25 protein-coding genes are annotated in these 25,419 nt (G+C 73.7%); 12 read left to right on the forward strand and 13 right to left on the reverse strand.

Annotated elements, in window-relative coordinates:
- Positions 1-110: 110 nt before the first annotated feature.
- Positions 111-1,781, forward strand: a complete 1,671-nt coding sequence (gene ettA, locus QOZ86_RS09310) for an energy-dependent translational throttle protein EttA (protein WP_284491685.1) — start codon at positions 111-113, stop codon at positions 1,779-1,781.
- A 271-nt stretch (positions 1,782-2,052) separates the two neighbouring features.
- Here ettA and QOZ86_RS09315 read toward each other — a convergent pair whose 3' ends face one another.
- On the reverse strand, positions 2,053-2,484 hold the full coding sequence (locus QOZ86_RS09315; protein WP_284491686.1) for a protein-tyrosine phosphatase family protein: 432 nt from the start codon (positions 2,482-2,484) through the stop codon (positions 2,053-2,055).
- 69 nt (positions 2,485-2,553) lie between these two features.
- Here QOZ86_RS09315 and QOZ86_RS09320 point away from each other — a divergent pair, with 69 nt between their 5' ends.
- Entirely contained in the window at positions 2,554-2,970 is a 417-nt protein-coding gene (locus QOZ86_RS09320; RefSeq protein ID WP_284491687.1) for an acyl-CoA thioesterase, read from the forward strand.
- Positions 2,971-3,091: 121 nt separating this feature from the next.
- Here the strand turns inward: QOZ86_RS09320 and QOZ86_RS09325 are convergent, their stop codons facing one another.
- The 9 genes from QOZ86_RS09325 to QOZ86_RS09365 form a co-directional block, all read right to left on the reverse strand.
- Positions 3,092-3,628 carry an MOSC domain-containing protein gene (locus QOZ86_RS09325; RefSeq protein ID WP_284491688.1) on the reverse strand — a complete coding sequence of 179 codons (537 nt, stop codon included), beginning with the start codon at positions 3,626-3,628 and terminating at the stop codon, positions 3,092-3,094.
- Between the two features lie 14 nt (positions 3,629-3,642).
- Positions 3,643-4,296 carry an energy-coupling factor transporter transmembrane component T family protein gene (locus QOZ86_RS09330; protein WP_284491689.1) on the reverse strand — a complete coding sequence of 218 codons (654 nt, stop codon included), beginning with the start codon at positions 4,294-4,296 and terminating at the stop codon, positions 3,643-3,645.
- A complete protein-coding gene (locus QOZ86_RS09335; RefSeq protein ID WP_284491690.1) occupies positions 4,293-5,027 on the reverse strand; it encodes an energy-coupling factor ABC transporter ATP-binding protein in 735 nt (244 codons plus the stop codon). Before QOZ86_RS09335 ends, QOZ86_RS09330 begins: the two co-directional genes overlap by 4 nt.
- Complete coding sequence (locus tag QOZ86_RS09340; protein ID WP_284491691.1) at positions 5,024-5,587, reverse strand: biotin transporter BioY; 564 nt, start codon at positions 5,585-5,587, stop codon at positions 5,024-5,026. Before QOZ86_RS09340 ends, QOZ86_RS09335 begins: the two co-directional genes overlap by 4 nt.
- A 101-nt stretch (positions 5,588-5,688) precedes the next feature.
- Positions 5,689-7,278: a glycoside hydrolase family 13 protein gene (locus tag QOZ86_RS09345; protein WP_284491692.1), complete on the reverse strand. Its 1,590-nt coding sequence runs from the start codon at positions 7,276-7,278 to the stop codon at positions 5,689-5,691.
- Positions 7,279-7,375: 97 nt separating this feature from the next.
- Positions 7,376-7,765, reverse strand: a complete 390-nt coding sequence (locus QOZ86_RS09350; protein ID WP_284491693.1) for a globin — start codon at positions 7,763-7,765, stop codon at positions 7,376-7,378.
- Positions 7,762-9,072, reverse strand: a complete 1,311-nt coding sequence (locus QOZ86_RS09355) for an MFS transporter (RefSeq protein WP_284491806.1) — start codon at positions 9,070-9,072, stop codon at positions 7,762-7,764. Before QOZ86_RS09355 ends, QOZ86_RS09350 begins: the two co-directional genes overlap by 4 nt.
- Positions 9,069-10,076, reverse strand: coding sequence for a mechanosensitive ion channel family protein (locus QOZ86_RS09360; protein WP_284491694.1), 1,008 nt, complete (start codon positions 10,074-10,076; stop codon positions 9,069-9,071). Before QOZ86_RS09360 ends, QOZ86_RS09355 begins: the two co-directional genes overlap by 4 nt.
- 78 nt (positions 10,077-10,154) lie before the next feature.
- On the reverse strand, positions 10,155-12,239 hold the full coding sequence (locus QOZ86_RS09365; protein ID WP_284491695.1) for a prolyl oligopeptidase family serine peptidase: 2,085 nt from the start codon (positions 12,237-12,239) through the stop codon (positions 10,155-10,157).
- A 222-nt stretch (positions 12,240-12,461) separates the two neighbouring features.
- On the opposite strand from QOZ86_RS09365, the gene QOZ86_RS09370 reads away from it, so the two are divergent.
- The 7 genes from QOZ86_RS09370 (at position 12,462) to QOZ86_RS09400 (ending at position 18,238) form a co-directional block, all read left to right on the forward strand.
- The gene (locus QOZ86_RS09370; protein WP_284491696.1) at positions 12,462-13,052 is read left to right on the forward strand and encodes an HNH endonuclease; all 591 of its coding nucleotides are present in this window, start codon (positions 12,462-12,464) and stop codon (positions 13,050-13,052) included.
- Positions 13,053-13,523: 471 nt separating this feature from the next.
- Positions 13,524-14,666 carry a hypothetical protein gene (locus tag QOZ86_RS09375; RefSeq protein WP_284491697.1) on the forward strand — a complete coding sequence of 381 codons (1,143 nt, stop codon included), beginning with the start codon at positions 13,524-13,526 and terminating at the stop codon, positions 14,664-14,666.
- Positions 14,654-15,331: a class F sortase gene (locus tag QOZ86_RS09380; RefSeq protein ID WP_284491698.1), complete on the forward strand. Its 678-nt coding sequence runs from the start codon at positions 14,654-14,656 to the stop codon at positions 15,329-15,331. Before QOZ86_RS09375 ends, QOZ86_RS09380 begins: the two co-directional genes overlap by 13 nt.
- 34 nt (positions 15,332-15,365) lie before the next feature.
- On the forward strand, positions 15,366-15,524 hold the full coding sequence (locus QOZ86_RS09385; RefSeq protein ID WP_284491699.1) for a hypothetical protein: 159 nt from the start codon (positions 15,366-15,368) through the stop codon (positions 15,522-15,524).
- Positions 15,525-15,848: 324 nt separating this feature from the next.
- A complete protein-coding gene (locus QOZ86_RS09390; protein ID WP_284491700.1) occupies positions 15,849-17,282 on the forward strand; it encodes an amidase in 1,434 nt (477 codons plus the stop codon).
- Between the two features lie 29 nt (positions 17,283-17,311).
- Positions 17,312-17,722 carry an aa3-type cytochrome oxidase subunit CtaJ gene (gene ctaJ, locus QOZ86_RS09395; RefSeq protein WP_284491701.1) on the forward strand — a complete coding sequence of 137 codons (411 nt, stop codon included), beginning with the start codon at positions 17,312-17,314 and terminating at the stop codon, positions 17,720-17,722.
- 54 nt (positions 17,723-17,776) lie between these two features.
- Positions 17,777-18,238, forward strand: coding sequence for a DUF5130 family protein (locus QOZ86_RS09400; RefSeq protein WP_284491702.1), 462 nt, complete (start codon positions 17,777-17,779; stop codon positions 18,236-18,238).
- A 127-nt stretch (positions 18,239-18,365) separates the two neighbouring features.
- Here QOZ86_RS09400 and pepN read toward each other — a convergent pair whose 3' ends face one another.
- On the reverse strand, positions 18,366-20,909 hold the full coding sequence (pepN, locus tag QOZ86_RS09405; RefSeq protein WP_284491703.1) for an aminopeptidase N: 2,544 nt from the start codon (positions 20,907-20,909) through the stop codon (positions 18,366-18,368).
- 143 nt (positions 20,910-21,052) lie between these two features.
- On the opposite strand from pepN, the gene QOZ86_RS09410 reads away from it, so the two are divergent.
- Both QOZ86_RS09410 and QOZ86_RS09415 read left to right on the forward strand, forming a co-directional pair.
- Positions 21,053-21,718, forward strand: coding sequence for a mycothiol-dependent nitroreductase Rv2466c family protein (locus tag QOZ86_RS09410; RefSeq protein WP_284491704.1), 666 nt, complete (start codon positions 21,053-21,055; stop codon positions 21,716-21,718).
- 135 nt (positions 21,719-21,853) lie between these two features.
- Positions 21,854-22,615 (forward strand): SDR family oxidoreductase, encoded by a 762-nt coding sequence (locus tag QOZ86_RS09415; RefSeq protein WP_284491705.1) that lies wholly within the window; start codon positions 21,854-21,856, stop codon positions 22,613-22,615.
- A gap of 99 nt (positions 22,616-22,714) precedes the next feature.
- Here QOZ86_RS09415 and QOZ86_RS09420 read toward each other — a convergent pair whose 3' ends face one another.
- Entirely contained in the window at positions 22,715-23,380 is a 666-nt protein-coding gene (locus QOZ86_RS09420; RefSeq protein ID WP_284491706.1) for a DUF429 domain-containing protein, read from the reverse strand.
- 26 nt (positions 23,381-23,406) lie between these two features.
- On the opposite strand from QOZ86_RS09420, the gene QOZ86_RS09425 reads away from it, so the two are divergent.
- A complete protein-coding gene (locus QOZ86_RS09425; RefSeq protein ID WP_284491707.1) occupies positions 23,407-23,898 on the forward strand; it encodes a ribose-5-phosphate isomerase in 492 nt (163 codons plus the stop codon).
- A 4-nt stretch (positions 23,899-23,902) separates the two neighbouring features.
- Here the strand turns inward: QOZ86_RS09425 and QOZ86_RS09430 are convergent, their stop codons facing one another.
- Complete coding sequence (locus QOZ86_RS09430) at positions 23,903-25,147, reverse strand: GNAT family N-acetyltransferase (protein ID WP_284491708.1); 1,245 nt, start codon at positions 25,145-25,147, stop codon at positions 23,903-23,905.
- Between the last annotated feature and the right edge of the window lie 272 nt (positions 25,148-25,419).

Here is a 25,419-nt window from a genome sequence, read left to right on the forward strand (position 1 = left end):
CGCGTGGTGGGGCGGGGTTGGGTGTATCGGTGCCCAGCCCGTCGGGTGGGGGGCCGCGCCCCCGCGCCCCCACTCCCCGCTCGCAAGACGACGGAAGGCTCCGAGGCCCAGTGGCTCAGTACATCTACACGATGGTCCGCGCGCGCAAGGCGCACGGCGACAAGGTGATCCTCGACAACGTCACCCTGTCCTTCCTGCCCGGCGCGAAGATCGGTGTCGTCGGACCGAACGGCGCCGGCAAGTCGACCGTGCTGCAGATCATGGCCGGCATGCAGCAGCCCTCCAACGGTGACGCCACGCTGGCGCCGGAGGCGACGGTCGGCATCCTGCTGCAGGAGCCGCCGCTCAACGAGAACCTCGACGTGCGGGGCAACGTCGAGGAGGCGGTCAAGCCGCTGCGCGACGCGCTGACCCGGTTCGAAGAGGTCAGCGCCGCGATGGGTGAGCCCGACGCCGACTTCGACGCGCTCATGGCCGAGCAGGGCGAGCTGATGGAGACCATCGAGAACCAGGACGGCTGGGAGCTCGACGCCCGGATCGAGCAGGCCATGGATGCCCTCCGCTGCCCGCCCGGCGACGCCGACGTCACCGTGCTCTCCGGTGGTGAGCGCCGCCGCGTCGCGCTGTGCCGGCTGCTGCTCGAGGCGCCCGACCTGCTGCTGCTCGACGAGCCCACCAACCACCTCGACGCCGAGAGCGTCGCGTGGCTGGAGCAGCACCTGGAGAAGTACGCCGGCACCGTCGTCGCCGTCACCCACGACCGGTACTTCCTCGACAACGTCGCCCAGTGGATCCTCGAGCTCGACCGTGGCCGGGCCTACCCCTACGAGGGCAACTACTCCACCTACCTCGAGACCAAGGCCGCCCGGCTCCAGGTCGAGGGAGCCAAGGACGCCAAGCGCGCCAAGCGGCTCAAGGACGAGCTCGAGTGGGTGCGCTCCGGCGCCAAGGCGCGTCAGGCCAAGAGCAAGGCGCGGCTGGCCCGGTACGAGGAGATGGCCGCGGAGGCGGACAAGTTCCGCAAGCTGGACTTCGAGGAGATCCAGATCCCACCGGGCCCGCGGCTGGGCAGCGTCGTCGTCGAGACGAACAAGTTGACCAAGGGTTTCGGCGACCGCATGCTGATCGACGGCCTGTCGTTCACGCTGCCGCGCAACGGCATCGTGGGCGTCGTCGGCCCGAACGGCGTCGGCAAGACCACGCTGTTCAAGATGCTGGTCGGTGAGGAGAAGCCCGACGACGGCGAGATCAAGGTCGGCGAGACCGTGAAGCTCTCCTACGTCGAGCAGAACCGCAGTGGCATCGACCCGAAGAAGACGCTGTGGGAGGTCGTGTCCGACGGCCTCGACCACATCAAGGTCGGCAACGTCGAGATGCCCTCGCGCGCCTACATCGCCGCGTTCGGCTTCAAGGGCCCGGACCAGCAGAAACCGGCCGGCGTGCTGTCCGGCGGTGAGCGCAACCGGCTGAACCTGGCGCTCACCCTCAAGCAGGGCGGCAACCTGCTGCTGCTCGACGAGCCGACGAACGACCTGGACACCGAGACGCTGACCAGCCTCGAAGGCGCACTGCTGGAGTTCCCCGGCTGCGCCGTCGTCGTCAGCCACGACCGGTGGTTCCTCGACCGCGTCGCGACGCACATCCTCGCGTACGAGGGCGACTCGAAGTGGTTCTGGTTCGAGGGCAACTTCGCCGACTACGAGAAGAACAAGGTCGAGCGGCTCGGCCCGGACGCGGCCCGGCCGCACCGCGCGACGTACCGCAAGCTCGCCCGCGACTGAGAAAGGACCCCCTCGCCCCCCGGCACTCGCGAGCTCGTGCCGGGGCCCTGCGAGGGGGCCGTTCCAGCACGTCACCTGCGGCCAGTCCGGAGCACCCGCTCCGGGCCGGCCGTCGGCGTCTCGCGGCCGGTGCGGGGTGCCGAGGTCACCGCGCGGTGGCCCGTGGCACGCGGGACGCCGGGGAGTCGCCGACGAACTGTCCGGACCGGGCCAGGAGCGCGTCGCCCGGCGAGTTGCCCGCTGAGCCGCGTCACGCCGTCCGGACCCGCCCTCAGCCGTCGAAGGTCGTGACGAACCGGCGCTGTCCGAGGGTCTCGACCGCCCGTGGGCGGTGGCGATCGCGGACGTAGGCCACCGCCTCGGAGGCGGGGACGCCGTCGAGCACGGCCAGGCACGCGAGCGCCGTGCCCGTCCGGCCGGTACCGCCCCCGCACGCCACCTCCACCCGCTCGAGCGCGGCCCGCTCCCAGGCCTCCGACAGGGCGCGGTGCAGTCCCGCCGGATCACGCGGCAGCCGGAAGTCCGGCCAACGGACCCACCGGCTCTCCCAGGCCAACGGGCCCGGTGGCCGGCCCGACAGGTAGACGCCGAACTGGGGGAGGGGCCCCGGCGGACGCGCGGCCCGCAGCCCGCGTCCGCGGACCAGGCGGCCGGACGGAAGCGTCAGCACACCCGGTGCCGTGGCGCCCCACGGATCGTCCACGCTCCGAGGCTGGAGCGCGCGGCCCGGGGCCCGTCACGTCCTCCCAGCCGGATACGGCAGGGTGGCGGCGTGAGGCACACGGTGCAGGTCCCCATGCGCTGGTCGGACATGGACGCCTACCAGCACATCAACAACGTTGCCTTCCTGGGCTACTTCGAGATGGCACGGGTGGAACTCTTCTTCGACCAGCCGACGCACGATCAGCGGACCGGCATGCGCCGCGGCCTGGTCGTCGCCTCCCACGAGATCGCCTACAAGCGGTCGGTCGTCTACGACGCCGAGCCGCTCGAGGTCCAGCTGTGGGTGTCGGGTATCCGGGCCGCAGCGTTCACCTGCCACTACGAGTTGTTCGACCACGGCGCCCTCGCCGTCACCGGCAGCACGCTCCTCGTGCCCTTCGACTTCGCGCTGAACCGGCCGCGCCGGCTCACCCCCGAGGAGAAGGCGTTCCTCGGCCGATGGACCGACGAACCGATCGGCGCCTGACGCCTCGATCGGCCGTACCGTCGGGCACGGGGCAGGGCTCCGGGAAGCTCTGGCTCTAGTACCTGGGCACTCAGCGGCAGAGCTTCGCAGAAGCCCTACGTGTCAACCGGTGGGGCTGGGCTCAGCCGTTGACGATCCGGAAGACCGGGCGGTCGGCGCCGGTGGGCGCGCCCCGGCGGGCGGCCTCCTCCTCCGACACCGGCCGGACCGCCGCGCCCTCGGTCACCAGCGCCCCGCCGAACACCGCCGCGTTGATCCCGCCCCGCTGCACCATCGCCTTGACCAGCTTCAGCTCGGTCAGCCGCTCCAGGTGGGTGCACGGCGGGCAGCGCTTCATCCCGAACAGCAGCGCATCGCCGACGGCGAACCAGCGGCCCACCAGGGAGGCGAGGTCGACCCCGGCGGTCACCAGGTTCCGCCGGGTGTCCGCGGTGGTGAAAGCCGCACCCACCTCGGCGGCGACGGCGGCGACGTCGTCCCGGTCGATCAGCGTGAGCTGCTTCTCCAGGGCGGGGTACTGCGCCCACGTCCCGCCGCCCAGCGCGTAGCGGTCGCCCTCCAGCCCGGTCCCGGGCAGCAGCCGCGCGGACGGCCGGCGGCGCATGGGTGCCGCGGCCGCGGGCGTCGTCCAGATCTCCAGCAGCGAACCGGTGTCCACCGGAGCCTCCACGGTCAGCCGGCAGCCGGGGCGCGGCGGCCCCCGGCCGGAGGGACGTCGTCGGCGCCACGGGCGTCGAGCGCCTCGCTGACCGTGTGCGCCATCTGCAGGAGCTGCACCAGCAGCGGGGTCACCGTGGTGCGGAGCCCGCGCACGCCCCGGGCGGAGCCACCGCGCGCGGCCTGTGCCTGGCGGATCCGGTCGGCCCGTTCGGCCAGCACCGGGATGAACCGCAGCGCCATCGAGATCACCAGCCCGATCCGGGCGGGCCGCACGCCGACCAGCCGCAGCGGCGCGCACAGCCGTTCGATGACGGCGACCATCTCGGTTACCCGGGTCGTCGAGGTCACCACCGCCGCGGCCAGCACCAGGGCGAGCAGCCGCAGCACGGTCACCGCGGCGGTCGCCACGTCGCTGAACAGCGCGTGGAACACGAACAGGCCCACGAGCCACCACAGCACGGTCCGGGCCTGCCGGGCCAGCGTGGCCACCGGCAACCGGGCGAGCAGGAGGCCGACGGCGAGCACGCCGGCGAGCGCGGCGCCGACCACGGGGAGGCTCGGCCGGGCGAAGAGCACGACGGCCAGCACGGCGAGCGCGAGCAGTTTGGCGCCCGCAGGGAGCCGGTGGACGACGCTGCGCCGCGGCACGTAGAGGGAGAGGGTCACCGTCGCTCCATCAGCACGCGGTAGGCCGCGACCGCGGCGCCGGGCGGGGCGTCCTCCACCACCCGGCCGCCGTCCACCACCAGCACGCGGTCGAAGCCGTCGAGCAGGTCCAGCTGGTGGGTCACCACGATCACCTGCTGCTCCAGCTCGCCGATCACCCGCGCGACCCGCCGGGCGTTGATCAGGTCCAGCAGCGTCGTCGGCTCGTCGAAGACGACACGGGCCGGGCGCATGACGAGCACCCCGGCGATGGCCAGCAGCTGCTTCTGGCCGCCCGACAGCAGGTGTGCCGGGTGGTCGGCGTGCCCGGAGAGCCCGTAGCGGGCCAGCACCTCGGCCACCCGCTCGGCGCGTTCGTCGGCCGGCACGCCCTGGTTCTCCAGTCCGTAGGCGGCGTCCTCGGCCACTGTCGGGTACACGATCTGCGCGTCGGGGTCCTGGAACACGAAGCCCACCCGCCGGCGCACCTCGCGCAGCTGCGTGGCGGTGTCGAGACCGTCGACCAGCACCTGGCCGGCGGTGGGCACGACCAGGCCGTTGAGCAGCCGGGCGAAGGTGCTCTTGCCCGAGCCGTTCGCGCCGACGACACCGATGCGCGCCTCGGTCAGGTGCAGGTCGACGTCGCGGAGTACCGGACGGTCGCCGTAGCGGTGCGACACCCCCCGCAGCTCGATGCCGCGCGCGGGGTCGGCGACCGCAGCGGACCGCGGCTCCAGCCGACCGAACCTCACCGGGTGGCGAGCGCCTGCCGCGGTCGCTCGATCACCGGGTAGCTGCGGCGGACCTGGGCGGCGATCGCGGCGGCGAGGAAGGCCTTGATCGCGTCCCCGATCAGGAAGGGCAGGGCCCCGGACACGACCGCCGCGCCCAGCGAGAGGTTCGCGACGGCGGCGAGCACCGGTACGCCGATCAGGTAGATGACGACCATCCCGCCGAGAACGTTGAAGAGCACGCCCCACGCCACGTTGTAGCGGGACCAGAACCGCTCGGTCAGCCAACCGATGACGAACGCCGCGATCGGCCAGCTGTACAGGTAGCCGGCGGTCGCCCCGGCGAAGACCGCGAGCCCACCGGAGCCGCTGGCCAGCAGCGGCAGCCCGATCGCCACCAGCACCAGGAACAGCAGCACGGACAGGAAGCCGCGGCGGGCGCCCAGGACGCTGCCGGCCAGCATCACGCCGAGGGTCTGCGCGGTGATGGGCACCGGACCGATGTTGACCGCCGGCAGGGTCCCCAGCACGGCGATGATGGCCGCGAAGAGGGCGATGTAGGCCAGGTCCCGAGTCTTCATGTGCGTCTCCTGCGTGCGCCGGCGGTCAGGCGCCGCCGTCCCGCGTCACCCGCGGCAACGTACCCGACCGCCGGGAAGCTCCCGGGTACCGGCCGGTGCCCTCAGGCCTGCAGCCACACCGCGGCGTCGTCCGGCAGGGTCCCGCGGTCGACCGGGACGCTGCTGAGCAGCACCTGGCCATCGGGCAGGGGCACCGGCTCGCCGGAGAGGTTGAGCAGGCAGACCAGCCCACCGGGACGGCGGAAGGCGACGCATCCGTCGGGTGCCTGTAACCAGTGCACCTCCTCGCCCGCGAAGGCGGGCGAGGAGCTGCGCAGCGCAATCGCAGTTCGGTACAGCGACTGCATCGAGTAGGCGTCCACGCGCTGGGCCTCGGCGGTCAGCGACCCCCAGCCGCTGGGCATGGGCAGCCAGGTCTCCGCCCCGGACGAGAAGCCGTAGGAGGGCTCGGCGCCCGACCACGGCATCGGGGTGCGGCAGGCGTCGCGGCCGCGCTCCGTGCGCCCGGACCGCTCCCAGATGGGGTCCTGCAGCGCCTCGTCGGGCAGGTCGACGTCCGGCATGCCGAGCTCGTCCCCGTTGTAGAGGTACACCGCCCCGGGCAGTGCCAGCTGCAGCAGCGCCGCCGCCCGCGCCCGCCGGATGCCCAGCTCGCCCCCGCCGTAGCGGGTCACGTGCCGGGGGACGTCGTGGTTGGACAGCACCCAGCAGGCCGGCGCAGGCGATCCCGCAACGGTGGCCAGCGAGTCCTCGACCGCGGTGCGGATCTCCTTCGCCGTCCACCCGGCGGTGACCAGCTTGAAGTTGAACGCGAGCTGCAGCTCGTCGGCACGCAGGTACCGGGCCAGCCGCTGGTCGTCGCGCAGCCACACCTCGCCGACGGCCATCCGACCGGGGTACTCGTCGATCACCGTCCGGATCCGTCGGTGCAGCTCGTGCACGCCCTCGGAGTCGAACCGCTCGTCGCCCGGCGCGTGGTCGGCCAGCAGACCGGTGTCGTCGAGAGGCACCATGTCCGGCAGCCCGTCGGGCTTGGCCATGCCGTGGGCGACGTCGATGCGGAACCCGTCGACCCCGCGGTCGAGCCAGAAGCGCATCGTCTCCTCGAGGTCGGCCACCACCTCGGGGTTGGCGAAGTTCAGGTCCGGCTGCTCCGGTGCGAACAGGTGCAGGTACCACTGGCCGTCGGGCAGGCGGGTCCACGCCGGTCCGCCGAACACCGACGGCCAGTTGTTGGGCGGCCGGCTGCCGTCGGCTCCGCGGCCGTCCACGAAGTGGTAGCGCGCCCGCTCCCGGGAGCCCGGAGCCGCGGCCAGGGCCGCCTGGAACCACTCGTGGTCGTGCGAGCTGTGGTTGGGCACCAGGTCGACGGTCACCCGGATGCCGAGGGCGTGCGCCTCGGCGAGCAGGGCGTCGAACTCGGCAAGGTCGCCGAAGACCGGCTCGACGTCCCGCGGGTCGGCGACGTCGTAGCCGTGGTCGGCCATCGGCGAGGGGTAGAACGGCGTGATCCACAGCGCGTCGACGCCGAGGTCGGCCAGGTAGGGGAGGCGCGAGCGGATGCCGGCCAGGTCACCCACCCCGTCGCCGTTGCCGTCGGCGAAGCTGCGGATGTAGATCTGGTAGAAGACCGCGTCCCGCCACCAGTCGGCGTCGGTGGTGGACGGGGTGGGCGTCGGCTCCGGGCTCACCGGGCTCCTCGGTGGAAGGACCCCCTCCTCCTCACCGCTCGCACGCTCGCGGCGGTGCCCCGGAGGGGGTCGGATGATGGGGGCAGGACGTCCTTGATCAGCGGTTCTGCATGCTGTGCGCCGCCATCTCCAGGTAACCCCACAGCGTGGCGTCCTGCTCGGGCGGGAGCTCCAGGGAGTCGACGGCGTCGCGCATGTGCGCCAGCCACGCGTCCCGCTCGGCCGGACCGATGGCGAACGGCGCGTGGCGCATCCGCAGCCGCGGGTGCCCCCGCTCCTGGGAGTACGTCGTCGGCCCGCCCCAGTACTGCTCGAGAAAGCCGCGCAGCCGCGTCTCGGCGCCCTCCCAGTCGTCCTGGGGGTACATCGGGACCAGTACCGGATCGGTGCGCACGCCCGCGTAGAAGCGGCCGACCAGGCGACGGAACGTGGGCTCGCCGCCGACCTCGTCGTAGAAGGTCCGCGCCGACCGCCTCGACTCGCTCATGCCCCGGATCCTCCCTCGCTCCCGACCGCGGCGTCCGTCCCGCTCCGTGTCCGCCGATAGGCCGACAGCGCCGGAGCGACGGCGATCATTCCGAGCCCGCCGGAGAGCGCGACCACGACGCCCGGCGAGAGTCCCTCGGCCGCGAGCCCGGCGGCCAGGGCGCCGAGGCCCTGCACGCCGGCCAGCCCGCTGGCCGCGACGCCGAACGCCCGCCCGCGGTAGGCACTCGGGACGGCCTGCACGAAGGCCACGTTGAGCGGGATGGACCAGGCCGCGCCCAGCCCGGAGAAGAAAAGCATCCCGACCAGCACCCAGAACGGCAGCGCGCCTGGTCCGGTCACCGCCGCGACCAGCCCGCCTACGAGCACCGGGATGAGCGACAGCAGGACCAGGGGGACGACCAGCCGTTCGCGCCGGTCCGGAGGGACCAGCCGGGCGATGACCAGCCCACCGATCGTGACGCCCAGCGGGTTCGCGGCCAGCAGCACGCCGACCGCCGTCGCCCCCTGGCCGAGCGAGTCGACCAGCGGGGCAGCGATCCCCTCCGAGGCGTAGACGAACCCGGTGGTCACCCAGAGCACGGCGACGATGGCCAGCAGCCGGGGGCTGCGGCGGATGAACCGCACCCCCAAGGCGGTGTCGCGCCACAGGGATCCTCGGAATCCGCCGCTCTCGGCGATCGGTGCCGGGCGTGGCTGCAACCGCGCCCACAGCCAGACGGCGGAGACCACGAACGTGGCCGCGTCGACGAGCAGTGCGGCCGAGGGGTTGAGCACCGCCACCAGCGCCCCACCGGCGAGGAAGCCGGCGACCTGGGCCAGCTGCAGGGTGATGCCGGTCAGCGAGGTCGCCACGGCGTACCGGTCGCCGTCGAGGACGTCGGCCATGAGCGCCGAGCGGGCCGATTCGAACGGCGGTGCGCACAGGCCCACCACGAACAGCAGCGCCAGCAGCACCGGCAGGGGCGTTCCCGGGATGGCCATGATCGCGACCAGGCCGGCGCGCGCGGCGTCGGCGCCGATCAGCACCCGGTGCCGGGGCAGCCGGTCGGCCAGGGTGGACAGCAGCGGACCGCCGACCAGCCAGGGCAGGTGGCTGATCGCGAAGGTCAGCGCCGCCAGCAGCGGGGAGGAGGTGCGGTCGTAGACGAGGACGGTCAGGGCCACCCGGGCCAGCTCGTCACCGGCCGCGGAGAGCAGGAACGTGCCGAAAAGCGGGCGGAATTCGCGGACGGCGAAGACCTCGCGGAACGTCGCCTGCCGCAGTGTCGCGCCCTCGGGAGGTCCCTCCGGCGCCCCAGCGGTCAGCGGGGCCCCGTTCCGGTGGCGGAGACGCTGCCGAGCAGGGGCAGGGGTGTGCGGATCCCCTCGGCGACGAACCGCTCCTTGAGCCGCATCCGGAGCTCCCGCCCGACCCGCCACTGGTCGGTGTTGGTGGAGCGGACCATCAGCCGCAGGAAGACGCCCTCGGTGGTGATCTGCTCGACGCCCAGCGACTCCGGCTCGGCCAGCAGCACGCCGGTCCACTCGGCTTGCGCGTACATGGCGTCGGCGACCTCCTGCATCACCGTCCGGGCACGTTCCAGGTCGGTGTCGTGCGCCACGGGCATGTCGATCACCACCTGGGCGTAGCCCTGGCTCTTGTTGCCGACGCGGAGCACCTCGCCGTTGCGCACGTACCAGACGACGCCGTTGACGTCGCGCAGCCGGGTGATCCGCAGGCCGACGGCCTCGACGGTGCCGATGGCCTCCCCGAGGTCGACGACGTCGCCGACACCGTACTGGTCCTCGAGGATGATGCCGATCCCCGCGATGAAGTCCTTGATCAGGTTCTGCGCGCCGAAGCCGAGCGCGACGCCCACGACGCCGGCGCTGGCCACGATCGGCGCCAGGTTGATGCCCAGCTCGCCCAGCACCAGGACGACGGCGATGCCCAGGACGACGATGGAGGCGAAGCTGCGCAGCACCGAGCCGATGGCTTCGGCCCGCTGGGTGCGCCGGGCGGTGATCTGGTCGACCGGGTCGCCCGGCTGGGGAACCCGGTTGCGCAGCGGGCGCAGGATCGTGGGCATCGCGCCGGTCGCCGTGCGATCGGTCAGCCGGTGGATGGCCCGGTGGGCGAGCGCACGGGCGACCACGGCCAGCACGACGACCAGCAGGATCCGCGCCGGGGTGGCGATGAGCGTGTTCGCGTTCTCCGCGAGCCAGTCCAGGCCGGACCAGTCGTAGACCTTCTGGCAGAGCCAGTAGTCGGCGCAGTCGGGCACGGACGCGCCGTCGTCCACGGCGAGCACAGCGAGTGATCCGGTCATCACCGGAATCTTCGCAGGTGCCGGTGACAGTCTTCCGGGAGGCGACGATGTGTGTCCGAAGACTCACCTAGCGCAAGGTCACCGCGCGAGTCCTGTGTGCGCGGCCAGGAACGCCAGCTGGTCGGCGGCCAGGCCCACGGTCCGGCTCACCGCCCGTGCGCCATGCCCGACCGACGTCTCGCGGCGCAGCACGACCGGGGCGTCGGAGGCGGTGGCGTGCTGCAGCGCGGCGGCGAGCTTCCGTCCGTGCAGGGGGTCCACCCGGGTGTCGGACTCGAAGGTCGTGAACAGCACGGCCGGGTAGGCCGTGCCCTCGCGTACCGCGTGGTACGGCGAGTAGCCCAGCAGCCAGCCCAGCTCCACCGGGTCCTCGGCGGTGCCGTACTCGTCGTTCCAGGTGCGGCCCAGCCCGAACCGCTCGTACCGGACCATGTCCAGCAGCGGCGCGCTGCAGACGACGGCGGCGGCCAGATCGGGGCGCTGGGTCAGCGCGGCACCGACGAGCAGCCCGCCGTTCGAGCCGCCCATGACCGCCAGCTGCTGGTGCGTCGTCCAGCCGCCCGCCACCAGGTGCTCCCCGGCGGCGGCGAAGTCGTCGAACACGTTCTGCTTGCGCTCGCGCATCCCCGCGCGGTGCCACTCCTCACCGTGCTCCGAGCCGCCGCGCAGGTTCGCCACCACCCAGATCCCGCCCGCGGCGACCCACGCCAGGGCCTGCGCCGAGTAGGCGGGGGTGAGCGAGACGTTGAAGCCGCCGTAGCCGTACAGCACCGTCGGGCGCGGGCGGTCGGGCGTGCCCGCGCCCGAGAGGACGAACAGGTGCACGGGGGTGCCGTCCTCCGACGTCGCATGCGTCTCGACGACGGTCAGTGCCGGCACCTCGCCGGCCACGTCGGCCTGCTCCCAGGGGGCCAGCTCCGTGGACGAGCCGGCGTCCCAGCGCAGCACCGACGGCGGCGTCCCGTAGTCGGTGTAGCCGACCCAGGCGCTGGGGCCGCCCTCGGGCGGCGCACTGACGCCGGAGATGCTGCCGGCGCCCGGAGCCACCACCTCGGCGACCCGGCCGCCGCCGTCCCCGGCCCACAGCGACAGCCGGTCGGTGGCGTCCACGGCGTGCACGGCGAGCACCTGCAGGCCGCCGTCCGGCCCGTCGACGAGCGCGACGTCGGAGAGCACCGCGCCCTCCTGCTGCGGGATCACGTCGCGCCAGCGCTCCGGCACCCAGGTCGCGGGATCGGCGGGGTCGGCGACGGCCAGCCGCCAGCGCGGGGCGTCGCGGTCGGACATCAGCCACAGCCGGCCGTCGCGAGCCACCCAGGCGGCGGTCTGGGCGTCGACGCCCAGCTGGAGCTCGCGCAGGGGCGGGTGGGGCTCGAGCGTGGAGCCGGAGAGGTCGGCCAGCCAGACGTCGTCCCGCGGCGCGGTGCCCACCGACCGGGAGACGACCAGCCAGCGGCCGTCCCGGCTGGTGCGCACCCCGAAGTAGCTGGCCGGGTCGCTGCCCTCCCCGTGCACGAGGACGTCGTCGTCGGCCGGTGCGCCCACCCGGTGGCGCCAGACCCGGCGGTGGAACTGCTCCTCCCCGGCCGGCACCAGACCCGGGGCCAGGCGGCGCACGTAGAACAGCTGCTCACCCCCGGGCAGCCAGCCGACGGGGGAGTAGCGGCACCGGTCGATCGGGCCGTCGAGCAGCTCGCCGCTGGCGACGTCGAGGACGAACAGCTGCGACTCCTCGTCGCCGCCGGTGGAGACCTGGTACGCCAGCCGGTCGCCCTCCCAGGACGGCGACCAGGCGTCCAGGGTCGTCGTCCCCGCGGGGTCCAGGGTCATCGGGTCGACGAGCACCCGGACGCTGCCGTCGGCCTCGCGCACCCGCAGGACGGCGTGCTCCTGGCCGGGGTCGCGGCGGGTGGAGAAGGCGCGTTCCCCGCGCCACACGGGCACGCCGACGGCGCCGGAGCGCACCAGGTCGCCGAGGCTCGCGGCGAACCGTTCCCGCAAGGGCAGGGACGGGAGCAGCTGGGCGGCGAGCTCGTCCTGCACCCGTGACCACTCCTGCGTGCGGGGATCGTCCGGGTCCTCGAGCCAGCGGTAGGGATCGGCGACGCGGTGCCCGTGCAGGTCGTCGACGAGGTCCAGGCGCGGTGCCTCCGGGTAGCGCATTCCCGGCACGCTAGCGGCGGTCCGGGGTGCCTGCCGGGCGCGGAGCGCGAAACTCGAGTGCGCCGACGACGCGGTCACGGGTCAGAATGGGCCTGCCCGCGGGTCGTGCAGCACCCAGCGGTCCGGGGCGTCCGGAGGTGATCCGTGCCGCGTTCCGCGCCCGGGTCGACGTCGGCGGGTCACCCAGGCCCGCGGCGCGACCCCGTCCCGCCGCTCGTCCCCGTGCCCTCACCTGCCACCACGGGCGCCTCCCTGCTGCTCAACGCCACGTACGAGCCGCTGTGCGTGGTGTCCAGCCGGCGGGCGATCGTGCTCGTCCTCGCCGAGAAGGCCGAGTCGGTCGACGTCACCGCCGAGCTGGTGCACGCCGAGAGCCTGAGCGTCCCCGTCCCCGTGGTCGTCCGCCTGACCCGCTACGTCCGGGTGCCGTACCCGGCGTCGGTGCCGCTGTCCCGGCGCGCGGTGTTCACCCGCGACGGGCAGACCTGCGTCTACTGCGGTGGCTCGGCCACGAGCATCGACCACGTGGTGCCCCGCAGCCGCGGAGGTACGCACACCTGGGACAACGTGGTCGCCGCCTGCCGCCGGTGCAACCACACCAAGGCCGACCGGTCCCTGGCCGAGCTGGGCTGGAAGCTGCCGCACCCGCCGAGCACGCCGAGCGGAGCGGCGTGGCGGCTGCTCGGCCACCGCACGGTGGACCCCCGCTGGCGGAACTGGCTGAGCATGCCGGAGAAGGTGGGCGAGCGTGCGACCTCACCGATCGGCACAGCAGCGGCGCGGCCGACGAGCGCCGGCGAGGAGGTGGCGTAGGGGACCGCAGGAGTCCGGCGCCTCCGGTGATGGCGCGACCTCGTCGGAGATGGCGCGGCGGTCATGGGCTCAGGTGACGTCACCGCGCGTCGACCTGCTCAGCCGACGAGTGCCGGGCGGCGGCCGGGTCGGCCGGGCTGGCCGGTTACTGGTCGACGTACGTGCTGGCCGCCGCGGTGACGGACGGCGCAGGAGTGGCTGACGCGCGCTTGCGGGTGGGACGACGCCCAGCAGTAAGTGCCGACCAGGCGTGGTTCGTGCGCGCGTTCGTGACATCAATACGCATGTCAGGCCCCCGGTTGCTCGGCAGGAACTGATGGCTGTGGCCACGTCTCATGTCACACTCAGGTCACGCCGGGTCTCATCCGTATCGCGGCGCGCGTCATGCACGCAGATGGACTGACCGGTGACGTTACGTTCCCGCGGCAGTCAGCGCCGTTGGGGCGCTGCGGTCGCCGGAAGGTGTCCCCCATGTCCAGCTCCACCCTGTCCCGCCGGCCGCCGGTGCAGCGCCTCGGCCTCGTCGGCATCGGTACCGCCCTCCTCCTCGTCGGGATCGCGTCCCCCGCCGGCGCGGCGACCGACGTCACCATCCCGCTCGAGCCCACCGAGGTCGAGCTGGGCGCCTTCCCGGTCGAGAACTTCGGCGCGATGGACCCCATGGCCGACCCGGCCACCGCGCCCGCCGTGACGCCCGTGCTGGTCCAGTACAGCGGCACGATCACCGTGGATCTGCCCACGGAGCTCGACGACTCCGCCGTCGGGGCCGAACTGGTCTTCGACGACGACGGTGACGGCATCCCCGAGGCGACGTACTCCTCCAGCGTGGCGTCCACCGACCCCTACTACCTCACCATCAGCGGCCAGGGCACCGGCAGCATCCAGGTGACCCTGCCGGCCGACGACCCGGTTGCCGGCGACGCCGCCACCTTGTTCCTCGAGCCGCTCACCACGGACCCGGCGGACCTGTCTCCTGCGTTCACCTACTACGACCCGGTGTTCTACGAGCTCGCGTTCGACGTCTCCGCCCTCCCTGCGGAGAACGTCGCCCCCGAACTGCTCGCCGTGTCGCAGGTGCCGTGTGGGATCTCGTCCAGCACGCGCTGCGCCTTCCCGACCCCGGTGACAGCCGGCTCGACCGTCACGCTGGACCTGACCGCGGCCTCGGCCCTGCGTGAGCTCGGGCTCACCGACCTCACCGGTGTGCAGGTCGGCATCGCGCCGCTGGACGCCGACGGCGTCCAGACGGGTGCCGCGGCGGAGCTCCCGGCCCAGGTCACGGGGTCGACGGCGACCTTCGTGCTCCCGGCCGACACGGCAGCCGGCTCGTACGGCCTCGTGGTCGCTCAGGCGACCCCGTCGGGCGGCGTCTCGGTCGTCATCGTGGAGCTCACCGTGGTCGCTGAGGTCGCGGTCGCCCCGCCGGCGGCCGAGCCGGTCGTCAACCCCGGGCTGCACTCGAACACCGGCGTCGAGGCGGTCGAGGCGGGCTCCACCGGGACCGTCGCGGTCGCCGCAGGTGCCGGGATGCTGCTGCTCGCGGGGGCGGGTGGCATCACCGTCGCCCGCAGCCGGCGTCGTCCGGCGGTCGAGGGCGGGACGTGCGGGGTCTGACGCGGCCGGGCCGGCGCGCCGCTGCCGTCGCGGCGATCACCGCCCTCGGCATCGCCGGGGGCACGGTGCTCGCCGTCGGCCTGGCCGACGGCGACCAGCCGGCCGCGGCCATCGGGTCCGTCGACCCGGTGGCCGCGGCCACCGCGGCCCCGCCTCGTGAGGAGGCCCCGCAGCCGGCGCTGCCGCCGGCGGGGATCGTCCTGCCGACGCCGTCCTCGGACGTGCACGTGACCGTCCCCGCGCTCGGTATGGACCTGCCGGTGCTGCCGTTGACCCCTCGCGGCGGGGCGATCGACCCGCCCACCCTCACCGCCGCCTACTGGATCGAGCCGTACGGCGATCCGGTCGGCGCGGCAGGGGAGAGCGACAACACGCTCTACCTCGCCGCGCACTCGACCGGCACCGGCGAGTACGGCTTCGACCCGCTGATGGAGACCGACGGCGGGGGCAGCACGCTCGCCGCGGGGGACGTCGTCGAGGTCAGCACCCCCCAGGGGACGGTCAGCTACACCGTCGAGCGCACGAAGCGCTACGCCAAGGGTGAGCTGCCCGGCGCGACCGAGGTGTGGGAGGCGGCGCCGGGGCGGCTGGTGCTGATCACCTGCTTCCAGCGCGGTGGCGGCCGCGCCTCGACCGAGAACCTCGTGATCTTCGCCGAATCCTGATCGGGTGACGCGGGGCGCACGCTGGGTTCCCCTCGTGCGCCCCGCTCGCCGGCACCTCGCCGAGGCGGCCGACGGATACGCCGGTGGCCAGCACGCCGCCGGTCCGCCGCGACTGCTCGATCCAGTCCTGCCACGAGTCGACGAGCTGCCGGCCCTCGCCTGCTCCACCACCCGGGCCACGCCGGCGGGGTAGCGAGATGCACGCAGCGCAACGGGTTCCCGTCGAGGGGCAGCAGCCGGTCGGCGTCGTCGTCGGTGCCGACGAACCGGTGGCGGAAGCCGGCCAGCGCGTCGCCGGTGTCGACTTGCTCGGCGGCCGCGTGGGCGACCGGGGTTCACGTCGTCGTCCCCTACGCAGCCGGCGTCGTGGCCGTGCCCCGATCCGGTGCGGAGGCGAGCCATGCCCGGATGCCGTCGCCGAGGTCGGCCAGCGCGCCGGCGACCAGAAGATCCGGGACGGCCGGCCCAGGGACGCGGCCGGAGGCTGGCGTCCGCAGGCCCCGATAGCGTGCGGAGCGTGACGCAGTTGCACGACCTCACCGCACTCGAGCAGGCCGCCGCCGTCCGCGCGAAGGAGGTGAGCCCCACCGAGCTGGTGGAGCACGCGCTGCACCGGATCGACGCCCTCGACGCCGACCTCGGCGCGTTCATCACCGTGACGCCCGGGCGGGCGCGCGCTGCCGCGGCCGCCGCGGAGGTGCGGCTGCGCGAGGGCGGGGAGCTGCCCCCGTTGCTCGGCGTCCCGACCGCGATCAAGGACCTCAACAACACCGCCGGCGTCCGTACGACGTTCGGCTCTTCGGCCATGGCCGGCTTCGTTCCCCGGGTCGACGACGCCGTCGTCATCCGGCTGGCCGGCGCCGGGACGATCAGCGTCGGCAAGACGAACACGCCGGAGTTCGGCTTCCCCTGCTGGACCGACAACGACCTGGTCGGCCCCGCCCGCTCACCGTGGGACACCTCCCGGCTGGCCGGCGGCTCCAGCGGTGGGGCCGCGGTCGCCGTCGCGGCCGGGTTCGTGCCGTTCGCCCAGGGCAGCGACGGAGGCGGCTCCGTGCGCATCCCGGCGAGCATCAACGGGCTGTTCGGCATCAAGCCCACCCGCGGCCGGATCAGCAACGCGCCCTACGGCAGCGAGACGACCGGTCTGGGAACCAACGGGCCCCTGGCCCGCACCGTGCGGGACGCCGTCGCGATGCTCGACGCGATGGCCGGCCCGGAGGTCGGTGATCCGTTCTGGGCCCCGCCGCTGCCGGCGGGGGAGACCTTCCTCGGGTGGGCCGACCGGGAGCCGGGCCGGCTCCGGGTCGGCCGGTTCGTGCAGTCGGCGGTGCCCGGGGTGGAGCTGGAGCCGGAGGTCGCGGAGGCCCTCGATGACGCCGCCCGGCTGCTGGAGGGCCTGGGCCACACCGTCGAGGACGCCCCGTCCGGCCTGCTGGACCCGACGGTGCTGCCGTCCTTCGAGCGGGTGTGGGCGCTGAGCGCGACGACCCTGCCGGTGCCGCCCGACCGCGTCGACCAGCTGCGGCCGCTCACCCGGTGGATGCGCGACCGCGGGCTGGCGATGTCGGCCCGGGACGCGATGGAGGCGATGTTCGCCCTGCGGCTGTTCTCGCGGCGATTCATCCGCGCCACCGCCGGGTTCGACGTCCTGCTCGCACCGGTGCTCACCATGACCCCGCGGCCGATCGGCTGGTTCCAGGCCGACGGGGAGGGCGCGCCCGACTTCGAGCGGCAGAAGCGCTATGCCGCCTTCACCGCGCTGTTCAACGTCACGGGCCAGCCCGCGGTCAGCGTGCCGCTGCACTGGACGGCCGATGACCTGCCGGTCGGGACGATGCTGGTCGGCCGCCCGGCGGACGAGGCGACGCTGGTCTCCCTGTCGGCACAGCTGGAGGCCGCCCGGCCCTGGGTGCACCGCCGCCCCGCCGTCTGGGGCGACACCCGATGATCACGAGCGACTGCCGGTAGGTTGTCCCCGTGTTCGACGCTGAGTGGTACCTCGTCTTCGCCGGCATCCCCCTGGCCATCACCGCGGTGCTGGCGCTGCTGACCCTCCGGCCGGGCAAGGACCGGCGCCCCCGGTACAAGCCGGGCCAGCCCTGGAACTACGGCCCGGTCTGGTACGAGCCGCACCCGGCGCACGTCGGCGGGGGCTCCGAGCACGGTCCCGCGCCGACGCACGGGCCGGCGTCCGTCCCGGGCAGCGGCACCTCCGCTCTGGGGTCCTCCATGTACCCCGAGCAGCCCGGGGAACGACCGCTGGAGACCGAGGGCGGCGCCGGCCCGGCCGTCGCCTCCGCCGGTGCCGACCGGCCGCACGGTGGCGCCACCGCCGCCCGCATCCCGTCGCCCGCCGGTCCGCTGGGCGGCGCCCGTGGGACCTGGTGACGAGGCCCCGGTGAACCTTCCTGACGTTCCGACGACCCCCTCCGGAGACCGGCGATGAGCAGCGCGCTCGACACTTCCTCCTACGACACCGCCACCGAGGCGACGGCGCCCTCCCGCAACGAGGAGGCGCCCGTCGACCGGGTGTTCAGCTACCAGGAACTGGCTCGGCTGGACGAGGCGCTGACCATGTCGTCGCGCGAGACGGGGCTGCGGTTCACGCTCTACGTCGGCGAGCTGCGCACGCCCACCCGCGCGCACGCCGAGGAGTTGCACGCCCGCTCCGGCGTCAGCCCGGCCGATGCGGTGCTGATCGCCGTCTCGCCGGGGCAGCGGGTGGTGGAGGTCGTCACCGGTGCGGGGGCGGCCCGGCGGCTGCCCGACCGTGCCTGCGCCCTTGCCGTCCTCTCCATGACCAGCGCCTTCGGCGCCGGTGACCTGGTGGGCGGGATCGTCAACGGGCTGCGCCAGCTGTCCGACCAGGCCGGCCACCCGGCGGGGCTGCGGCCAACCCACTGAGCCGGAGGCGCCCTGCGAGGCGCTCCGACGAGTGGGAGCCGGAGGTCTCCGCGAGGAGGAGCGGGTAAGGCTCAGCGGCGGGCGGGGACGGCACCTGGTCGCGGTGTCGGCCGGGTAGGCCGACGGATCACATGGCGTCCCGCTCACGGGCGCGCAGCGCCCGGGCGATGCCGTCCCGGCCCTCGAACACCAGCCGGCGCAGCGCGGGGGGCTGCTCGGCGTCGGCCAGCCACGCGTCGGCGGCCGCGATGGTGCGCGGCTCGATCACCGGCGGGAACAGGTACTGCACGGTGTTCTTGGCGATCTCGCCCGGACGGCGCTCCCACACGGGCCGCACCTCGGCGAAGTAGCGCTCGACGTATCCAGCGGTCAGCTCTCGCTGCGCCGGGTGCCAGAAGCCGGCCACCACAGCCTCGTGGACGGCGTTCGGGATGGTCTCGTCGTGGAAGGCCTGCCGCCAGGTTGCCTCCTTCGATCGCGCCGAGGGCCGCAGCGCACGTGCCGTGGCCGCCCGCCGGATACCGGTCGCGGTGGCGTCCCGCCCCGTCTCGGCGTCGATCTCCGCGTCACCGGCGGCACCGATGGCCACCAGCCCGTGCAGGAACGCCCAGCGGGCGTCGGTGTCCACCTGCAGGCCCTCGACGACCCGAGAGCCGTCGAGCAGGCCGCGCAGCGCGGCGGCGTGCTCGTCGGAGCGCGCGGCGCTGGCCAGCGTGCGCGACCACAGCAGTTGCTGGTCGCTGCCGGCCGGGGCCGCCTCCAGCGCGGCGAGCGCGTGGTCGGCCAGCTGCGCCCAGCCGGTGGGGGCCCAGGCCGGGTCGGCGTAGGAGGACAGCGCCGTCTGCACCCGGGCCAGCAGTGACTGGAGAACGCTGCTCTCGATCTCCGCACCGATTCCGGCCAGCACCAGCTGGACCCACTCGCGGGCGGGCAGCTCGGCGTCGCGGGTCATGTCCCACGCCGCCGACCAGCACAGCGCGCGGGCGAGCGGGTCGGGGAGGGCGCCGATCCGGGTGCGCAGCGTGGCCAGCGACCGCTCGTCGAGCCGCAGCTTGGCGTAGGTGAGGTCGTCGTCGTTGACCAGCGCCAGGTCCGCGGCCGGGTGCCCGACCAGTTCGGGCACCTTGGTGCGGGCTCCGGCGACGTCGAGCTCCACCCGGTGGCCGCGGGTCAGCCCGTCGGGGCCCTCGTTGTAGAGGCCGACGGCCAGCCGGTGGTTGCGCAGCACCGGGTGCTCGGCGACCGCCGTCTGCTCGATGGTGAAGGAGGCGTACCGGCCGTCGTCGGTGAGCTCGTACACCGGCCGCAGCGTGTTCACCTGGCTGGTGCGCAGCCACTGGTCGGCCCACTCGGACAGGTCGCGCCCGGAGCTCTCCGACAGCGGGCCGAGCAGGTCGGCCAGCGTGGTGTTGCCGTACTCGTGCCGGCGGAAGTACCGCTGCACGCCGGTGAGGAACTCCTCGCGTCCGACGTAGGCCACCAGCTGCTTGAGGACCGAGGCGCCCTTGGCGTAGGTGATGCCGTCGAAATTGACCTCGACCGCGGCGACATCGGGGATGTCAGCGGCGATCGGGTGGGTGGAGGGCAGCTGGTCCTGCGCGTACGCCCACGCCTTCTCGGTGTTGGCGAAGGTCGTCCACGCCGTCGTGTACTCGGTGGCCTCGGCCTGGGCCAGCGTGCTGATGTAGGTGGCGAACGACTCGTTGAGCCACAGGTCGTCCCACCAGCGCATGGTCACCAGATCGCCGAACCACATGTGCCCGAGCTCGTGCAGGATCGTCTCCGCGCGACGCTCGTAGCGCGCCCGGCTGACCTTCGACCGGAAGACGTAGTCCTCCAGGAAGGTCACGGCCCCGGCGTTCTCCATGGCGCCGGCGTTGAACTCCGGGACGAAGAGCTGGTCGTACTTGTCGAACGGGTACGGGTAGTCGAACACCCGGTGGTAGAAGTCGAAGCCCTGCTTGGTCACCCGGAAGATCTCGTCGGGGTCGAGGAACTCCGCCAGCGAGGCGCGGCAGTACAGGCCGAGCGGGATGCCCTCGTGCAGATCGGTGACCTTGGCGTAGGGGCCGGCGATCAGCGCCACCAGGTAGGTGGAGATCCGCTTCGTGGGTTCGAAGTGCGCCAGCTGCGACCCGCCCTCGCCGGCCTCGATGGTGCGGCCGCCGGTGTTGGAGACGACCTGCCAGTCGAAGGGGGCGGTGACGTGCAGGGCGAACGTCGCCTTCAGGTCCGGCTGGTCGAAGCAGGTGAACATCCGCTTGGCGTCCGCCGGCTCGAACTGGGTGTACAGGTACACCTGGCCGTCGACCGGGTCGAGGAAGCGGTGCAGCCCCTCGCCGCTGTTGGAGTAGCGGCAGTCCGCCGTCACCACGAGGGTGTTCTGCTCCGCCAGCCCGGGCAGCGGCAGCCCGCCGTCCTCGGTGTAGGCGCGCACGTCCAGCTCGGCACCGTTCAGCGTCGCCGAGAGCACGGTCTCGGCCACCAGGTCGACGAAGGTGTCGGCGCCCGGGCGGCGGCAGGCGAACTCGACGGTCGTCGTCGACCGGAAGGTGTGCTCGCCGGGATGCCCGGCGCCGTCGGTGACGTCGAGGGAGATGTCGTAGCTCTGGACGGCGAGCAGCTCGGCGCGCGCGGCGGCATCGGTGCGGGTCAGGTTCGGTACGGCCACAGCGGCAGCTTGTCATGCGGGGACGACGGTCCGCCCGCCCGTGCGCAGGACCCCCCGGGGAACAAGCCCACCCCCAGCTGGCTTCCCACCAGCAGAGACGGCCCCGGGCGCTCCCAGCCCGGGCCACGGAACGAGGAGAACGCATGACCGACGCAGTGCAGAGCGCCCCCACCAAGGCCCGCGTGGACTTCTGGTTCGACCCGCTGTGCCCGTGGGCCTGGCTGACCAGCCGCTGGGTGCTGGAGGCGGCCAAGGTGCGCGACATCGACCTGCACTGGCACGTCATGTCCCTCGCCGTCCTCAACCGCGGGCGGGACCTGTCCGAGGACTACCTGGAGATGATGAAGCAGGCGATCGGGCCGGTCCGCGTCGCGACCGCCGCCGCACAGCAGCACGGCGACGAGGTGCTCGGCGACCTCTACACGGCCATGGGCACGCTGCGGCACCACGAGGGCCGCGAGCTGGCGGACATCATCGCCCCCGCCCTGGAGCGGGTGGGTCTGCCGGCGTCGCTGGCCGAGGCCGCCACCTCGACCGAGTACGACGAGGTGCTGGAGAAGAGCCACCACGCGGGCATGGACCCGGTCGGCGACGACGTCGGCACGCCGGTCATGCACATCGACGGGGTCGCCTTCTTCGGCCCGGTCATCAGCAAGGTGCCCACCGGCGAGGAGGCCGGCAAGGCGTTCGACGGCGCGGTTCTGCTGGCGAACCTGCCCGACTTCTGGGAGCTCAAGCGCACCCGCACCTCCGGCCCGGACATGGACTCCGTCCCGGCCGACGCCCTGGAGCTCACCCGCTCCCGCTGAGGGAGGACCCCTCGAAGGGCCCCGCTGCCCCCCGCCACTCGCAGGCTCGCGGCGGGGCCCTGCAGCGGGGCCTGACCGCTACTAGGGGGCTGCGGCGGGACCGCGCCGGGCCACGGCGTGCGGCATGCTGTCGGCGTGCCGCACCCCACCCGCCAGCGCATCTTCATCTCCGGGGCCAGCTCCGGCCTGGGTGAGGGCATGGCCCGCCGGTTCGCCGCCCTGGGCCGCGAGCTCGCCCTGTGCGCCCGACGCGTCGAGCGGCTCGAGGCGCTCCAGGCGGAACTGCGCTCGGCGCACCCAGGGGTGCGGGTGGAGGTCGCGGCCATGGACGTCGACGACGCCGGATCGGTGGCCACCGTGTTCCCCGAGCTGGCCGACCGGCTCGGCGGGTTCGACCGGGTGATCGTCAACGCCGGCATCGGCAAGGGCGCCTCGGTGGGCACCGGCGGGGCGGCGGGCAACCGCGCCGTCCTGCACACCAACGTGCTCGGCTCCCACGCCCAGTGCGAGGCGGCGATGGAGTTGTTCCGCCGCCAGGGGATGGGTCACCTGGTGCTCATCTCCTCGGTGGCCTCGGTCCGTGGCATGCCCGACAGCCGCACCGCCTACGGGGCGAGCAAGGCGGCACTGAACGCGCTGGCCGAGGGCATCCGCTCCGATGTCTACGGCGCGCAGATCGTGGTCTCCTCGATCCTGCCCGGCTACATCGCGACCGACATCAACGTGGGCCGTCGCGGGCCGCTCACCGTGGGCCTGGACAAGGGCGTCGACGCGCTCGTCCAGGTCATCGAGCGCGAGCCGGTGCGCGGCTACGTGCCCGAGTTCCCGTGGCGCCCGGTGGCCGGCCTGCTCCGGGTGCTGCCGCTGTCGGTGCTCCGCCGGGTCACCGGTTCCTGAAAGGACCTCGTCCTCCCCATTCTTCGCAAGCCCAGGGCGGTGCCCTGGACGAGGCCACTGGACCGCTCGCAGGCTCGCGGCGAGCCTCCGGACGGGGCCTTACCAGCTGATCCGCATCGGCCGGCTCCGGGCGTCCCGGGCGCCGTCACCCACGCACTCGGCGGTCCCCGCTGCGATCCGCTGCGCCGACCACGCCACCGCGCAGGCGTCCAGCGCGTCGACCAGCGGAAGTTGTGACGGAGCGGTGGCCAAGGCGTCGAGCACGTCCATGACCGGCGCCAGCGCCCGGATCCGCTGGGCCTGCCCCCGCGGACGGGCCTTGCGGTCGCGCACCCGATCGTCGAGCGCCCGGAACGCCAGCTCCGGGTGCACCTCGAGCACCCGGTGGGTCGGCGGGTCGCCCAGTGCGTCGTCCAGGGACCGGATGGCCGGGACCAGGTTCCAGGTCTGCGCGGAGATCGACCGTCCGGAGGCGGCGACGGCGAGCCTCCGGGCCTCCGCGTAGGACGACGCGGCGAGCACGGGCCGCACCGGCGCCGGGAACACCGTGGCACCGGCACCGGAGAGCCGCCGGCGCGCCGCGACGTCGCACCCGCGGATCCCGCCGTCCGACAGCCCGATCGGCATGTCGATCCCCACGACCTCGACATCGGGCACGGCGAGGACGGCGGCTGCGTCGTCCAGGTCGAGCAGGGTCACCCGGCGGCCGTCCAGGACCGCACCGACCCAGCGACCGCGCCAGCCGTCGACCCCCAGGACCGCCACGACGGGAGCCTGTCAGACTCGCCGGCATGCGCGTCTTCATCGGCACCGACCACGCCGGCCTGGAGTTCAAGGAGCACCTGAAGCAGGTGCTCGCCGATGCCGGTCACGAGCCGGTCGACTGCGGCGCCTTCGAGTACGACGCCCAGGACGACTACCCGCCGTTCTGCTTCGAGGTGGGGGAGCGGACGGTCGCCGAGCCCGGCTCGCTGGGCGTGGTGATCGGGGGCTCGGGCAACGGCGAGCAGATGGCCGCCAACAAGGTGCCCGGGGTCCGCGCCGCGCTGGTGTGGAACACCGCCACCGCACAGCTGGCCCGTGAGCACAACGACGCCAACGTGGTCTCCATCGGGGCCCGCCAGCACAGCGACGAGGAGGCCGCGGCGCTGGTGCTGGAGTTCCTGAGGACGCCGTTCAGCGGGGACGAGCGGCACGTCCGCCGGATCGGCATCATCAGCGACTACGAGCGCGACCGGCACCGTCCGGCCGGCGGCCTGCCCACCCGGTCCGCGCATCCCTGACCCGTCAGAACGAGTCCGGGCACCACGGCGTGACCGGCCAGCCGAACGCCGCACTGGCCAGCGTGACCGCTCCGGGGCTGACCTCGGTGACGCGGCCGGCCGCCTGGAGCGTGGCGAGCGAGAAGCCACCCAGGTAGGCCGCCGACAGCTCCTCGATGCCGAGCACGATGTCGGGGTCGCGGTCGGTGCGGCCGCAGTACCCGCCGGCCGGGTGGCCGGACAGCCGCCAGCGCCCGTCGTTCCACGGGCAGAACGCGTCGCGCACCTCGAGCACCAGGTCGATCGGTGTCGGGTAGCGCCGGGTGGCCAGCGCCCGGTCGACGTCGACCAGCCGCACCCACAGCCCGTCGACCGGCCTGCTGTGCAGCGCGCGACCGTCGGTCACGAGCCAGCGCAGCGGGTCGTCGGGGGAGGACGCCGGGTACTTCACGGTGCGCATCAGGTCGATCGACAGCAGCAGCTGCCAGAGCGCCGCGTAGGCCGGGGCGCTCGTGGCCCGCACCTCCTCGACGGTCAGCGTGCCGTCGGGTTCGCCGGTGTCGGTCCAGGAGTCCTTCACCCGGTAGGCGGCGTACCCGGTGACCGCGCCGTCGGCCTCCCGGTGCAGCAGGTACCGCCGGGCAGTGGCGCCCTTCCGCTGCGAAGGATCGTCACGCAGCTGCCGGTTCCACCAGCGGTCGTCGCGCGCCATGTTCCCCGGCACGAACCGGTGCACCGCCCGGTGCACGGCCATCGCGGCGGCGCCGTACTCCTCGGCGGTCGCCTGCTCCACCCGGCCCGTGCCCAGGTCGACGTCCGGCCGCAGCCGCAGTCGCTCGGTGCGTCCGGAGAAGCGGGCCTCCACGGTCGCCGGCGCGTATCCGAAGCGGCCGTAGATCGGGTACTCGGCCGCCCACAGCCCGGCCACCGGCTCCCGCTGCTGCTCGTGCAGCTCGGTGAGCTGGCGGCGCATGATCCCGGTGAGCACGCCCCTGCGGCGGTGGGTCGGCGCGACGCTGACCCAGGTGATCCCGGCGCAGGGCACCACGGCGCCTGGGACGGTGAGCGTGCGGCTGTAGATCCCCGAGGTCGCGACCACCCGGTCGCCCTCCCACAGGGCCAGCGACCGGTCCAGCTCGGCGACCGGCGCGGGGCGATCGGCGAAGTCGGCCGGCGGATCCTCGGCGAAGACCGAGTGCATGGCCTGGGTGAAAGCCGGCCACTCGTCGACGGTGATCGGGCGCAGCTGGGAGGAGACGTCGTCGGCCACGGGTGGTGTCTACCGCCCGGGTCCGACAGCGCGCCAACGAGTTCCCGGGTTCAGCCCCGGAGGTGGGCCGGCGTGGCCGAGACGCGGCGGTGCTGGTCCTCGTCGGGAGCCGGCCCCAGCGTGGCGGAGTCGTGCTGGGTGTGGCGGTCACGACGTCGAGGCGGGCGCCGGTGGGCGGCGGACCCATCCCGGTGGCCGGCCGGTTCCTGGTCGGGCTGGCCCGGCTGCCGCTCCGTCGTCAGCTCGGCGCGCATGGTCCCCGCCGCGCGGCC

Source organism: Blastococcus capsensis, assembly GCF_030165005.1.
Classification (GTDB): Bacteria; Actinomycetota; Actinomycetes; order Mycobacteriales; family Geodermatophilaceae; genus Blastococcus; species Blastococcus capsensis.

Excerpts from the sequence above, each read along its gene's own strand:
- QOZ86_RS09340 (WP_284491691.1), bottom strand. The coding sequence starts at position 5,587 with ATGAAGACTCGGGACCTGGCCTACATCGCCCTCTTCGCGGCCATCATC.
- QOZ86_RS09350 (WP_284491693.1), bottom strand. The coding sequence starts at position 7,765 with ATGAGCGAGTCGAGGCGGTCGGCGCGGACCTTCTACGACGAGGTCGGC.
- QOZ86_RS09360 (WP_284491694.1), bottom strand. The coding sequence starts at position 10,076 with ATGACCGGATCACTCGCTGTGCTCGCCGTGGACGACGGCGCGTCCGTG.
- QOZ86_RS09365 (WP_284491695.1), bottom strand. The coding sequence starts at position 12,239 with ATGCGCTACCCGGAGGCACCGCGCCTGGACCTCGTCGACGACCTGCAC.
- QOZ86_RS09375 (WP_284491697.1), top strand. The coding sequence starts at position 13,524 with ATGTCCAGCTCCACCCTGTCCCGCCGGCCGCCGGTGCAGCGCCTCGGC.
- QOZ86_RS09400 (WP_284491702.1), top strand. The coding sequence starts at position 17,777 with ATGAGCAGCGCGCTCGACACTTCCTCCTACGACACCGCCACCGAGGCG.
- QOZ86_RS09410 (WP_284491704.1), top strand. The coding sequence starts at position 21,053 with ATGACCGACGCAGTGCAGAGCGCCCCCACCAAGGCCCGCGTGGACTTC.
- QOZ86_RS09425 (WP_284491707.1), top strand. The coding sequence starts at position 23,407 with ATGCGCGTCTTCATCGGCACCGACCACGCCGGCCTGGAGTTCAAGGAG.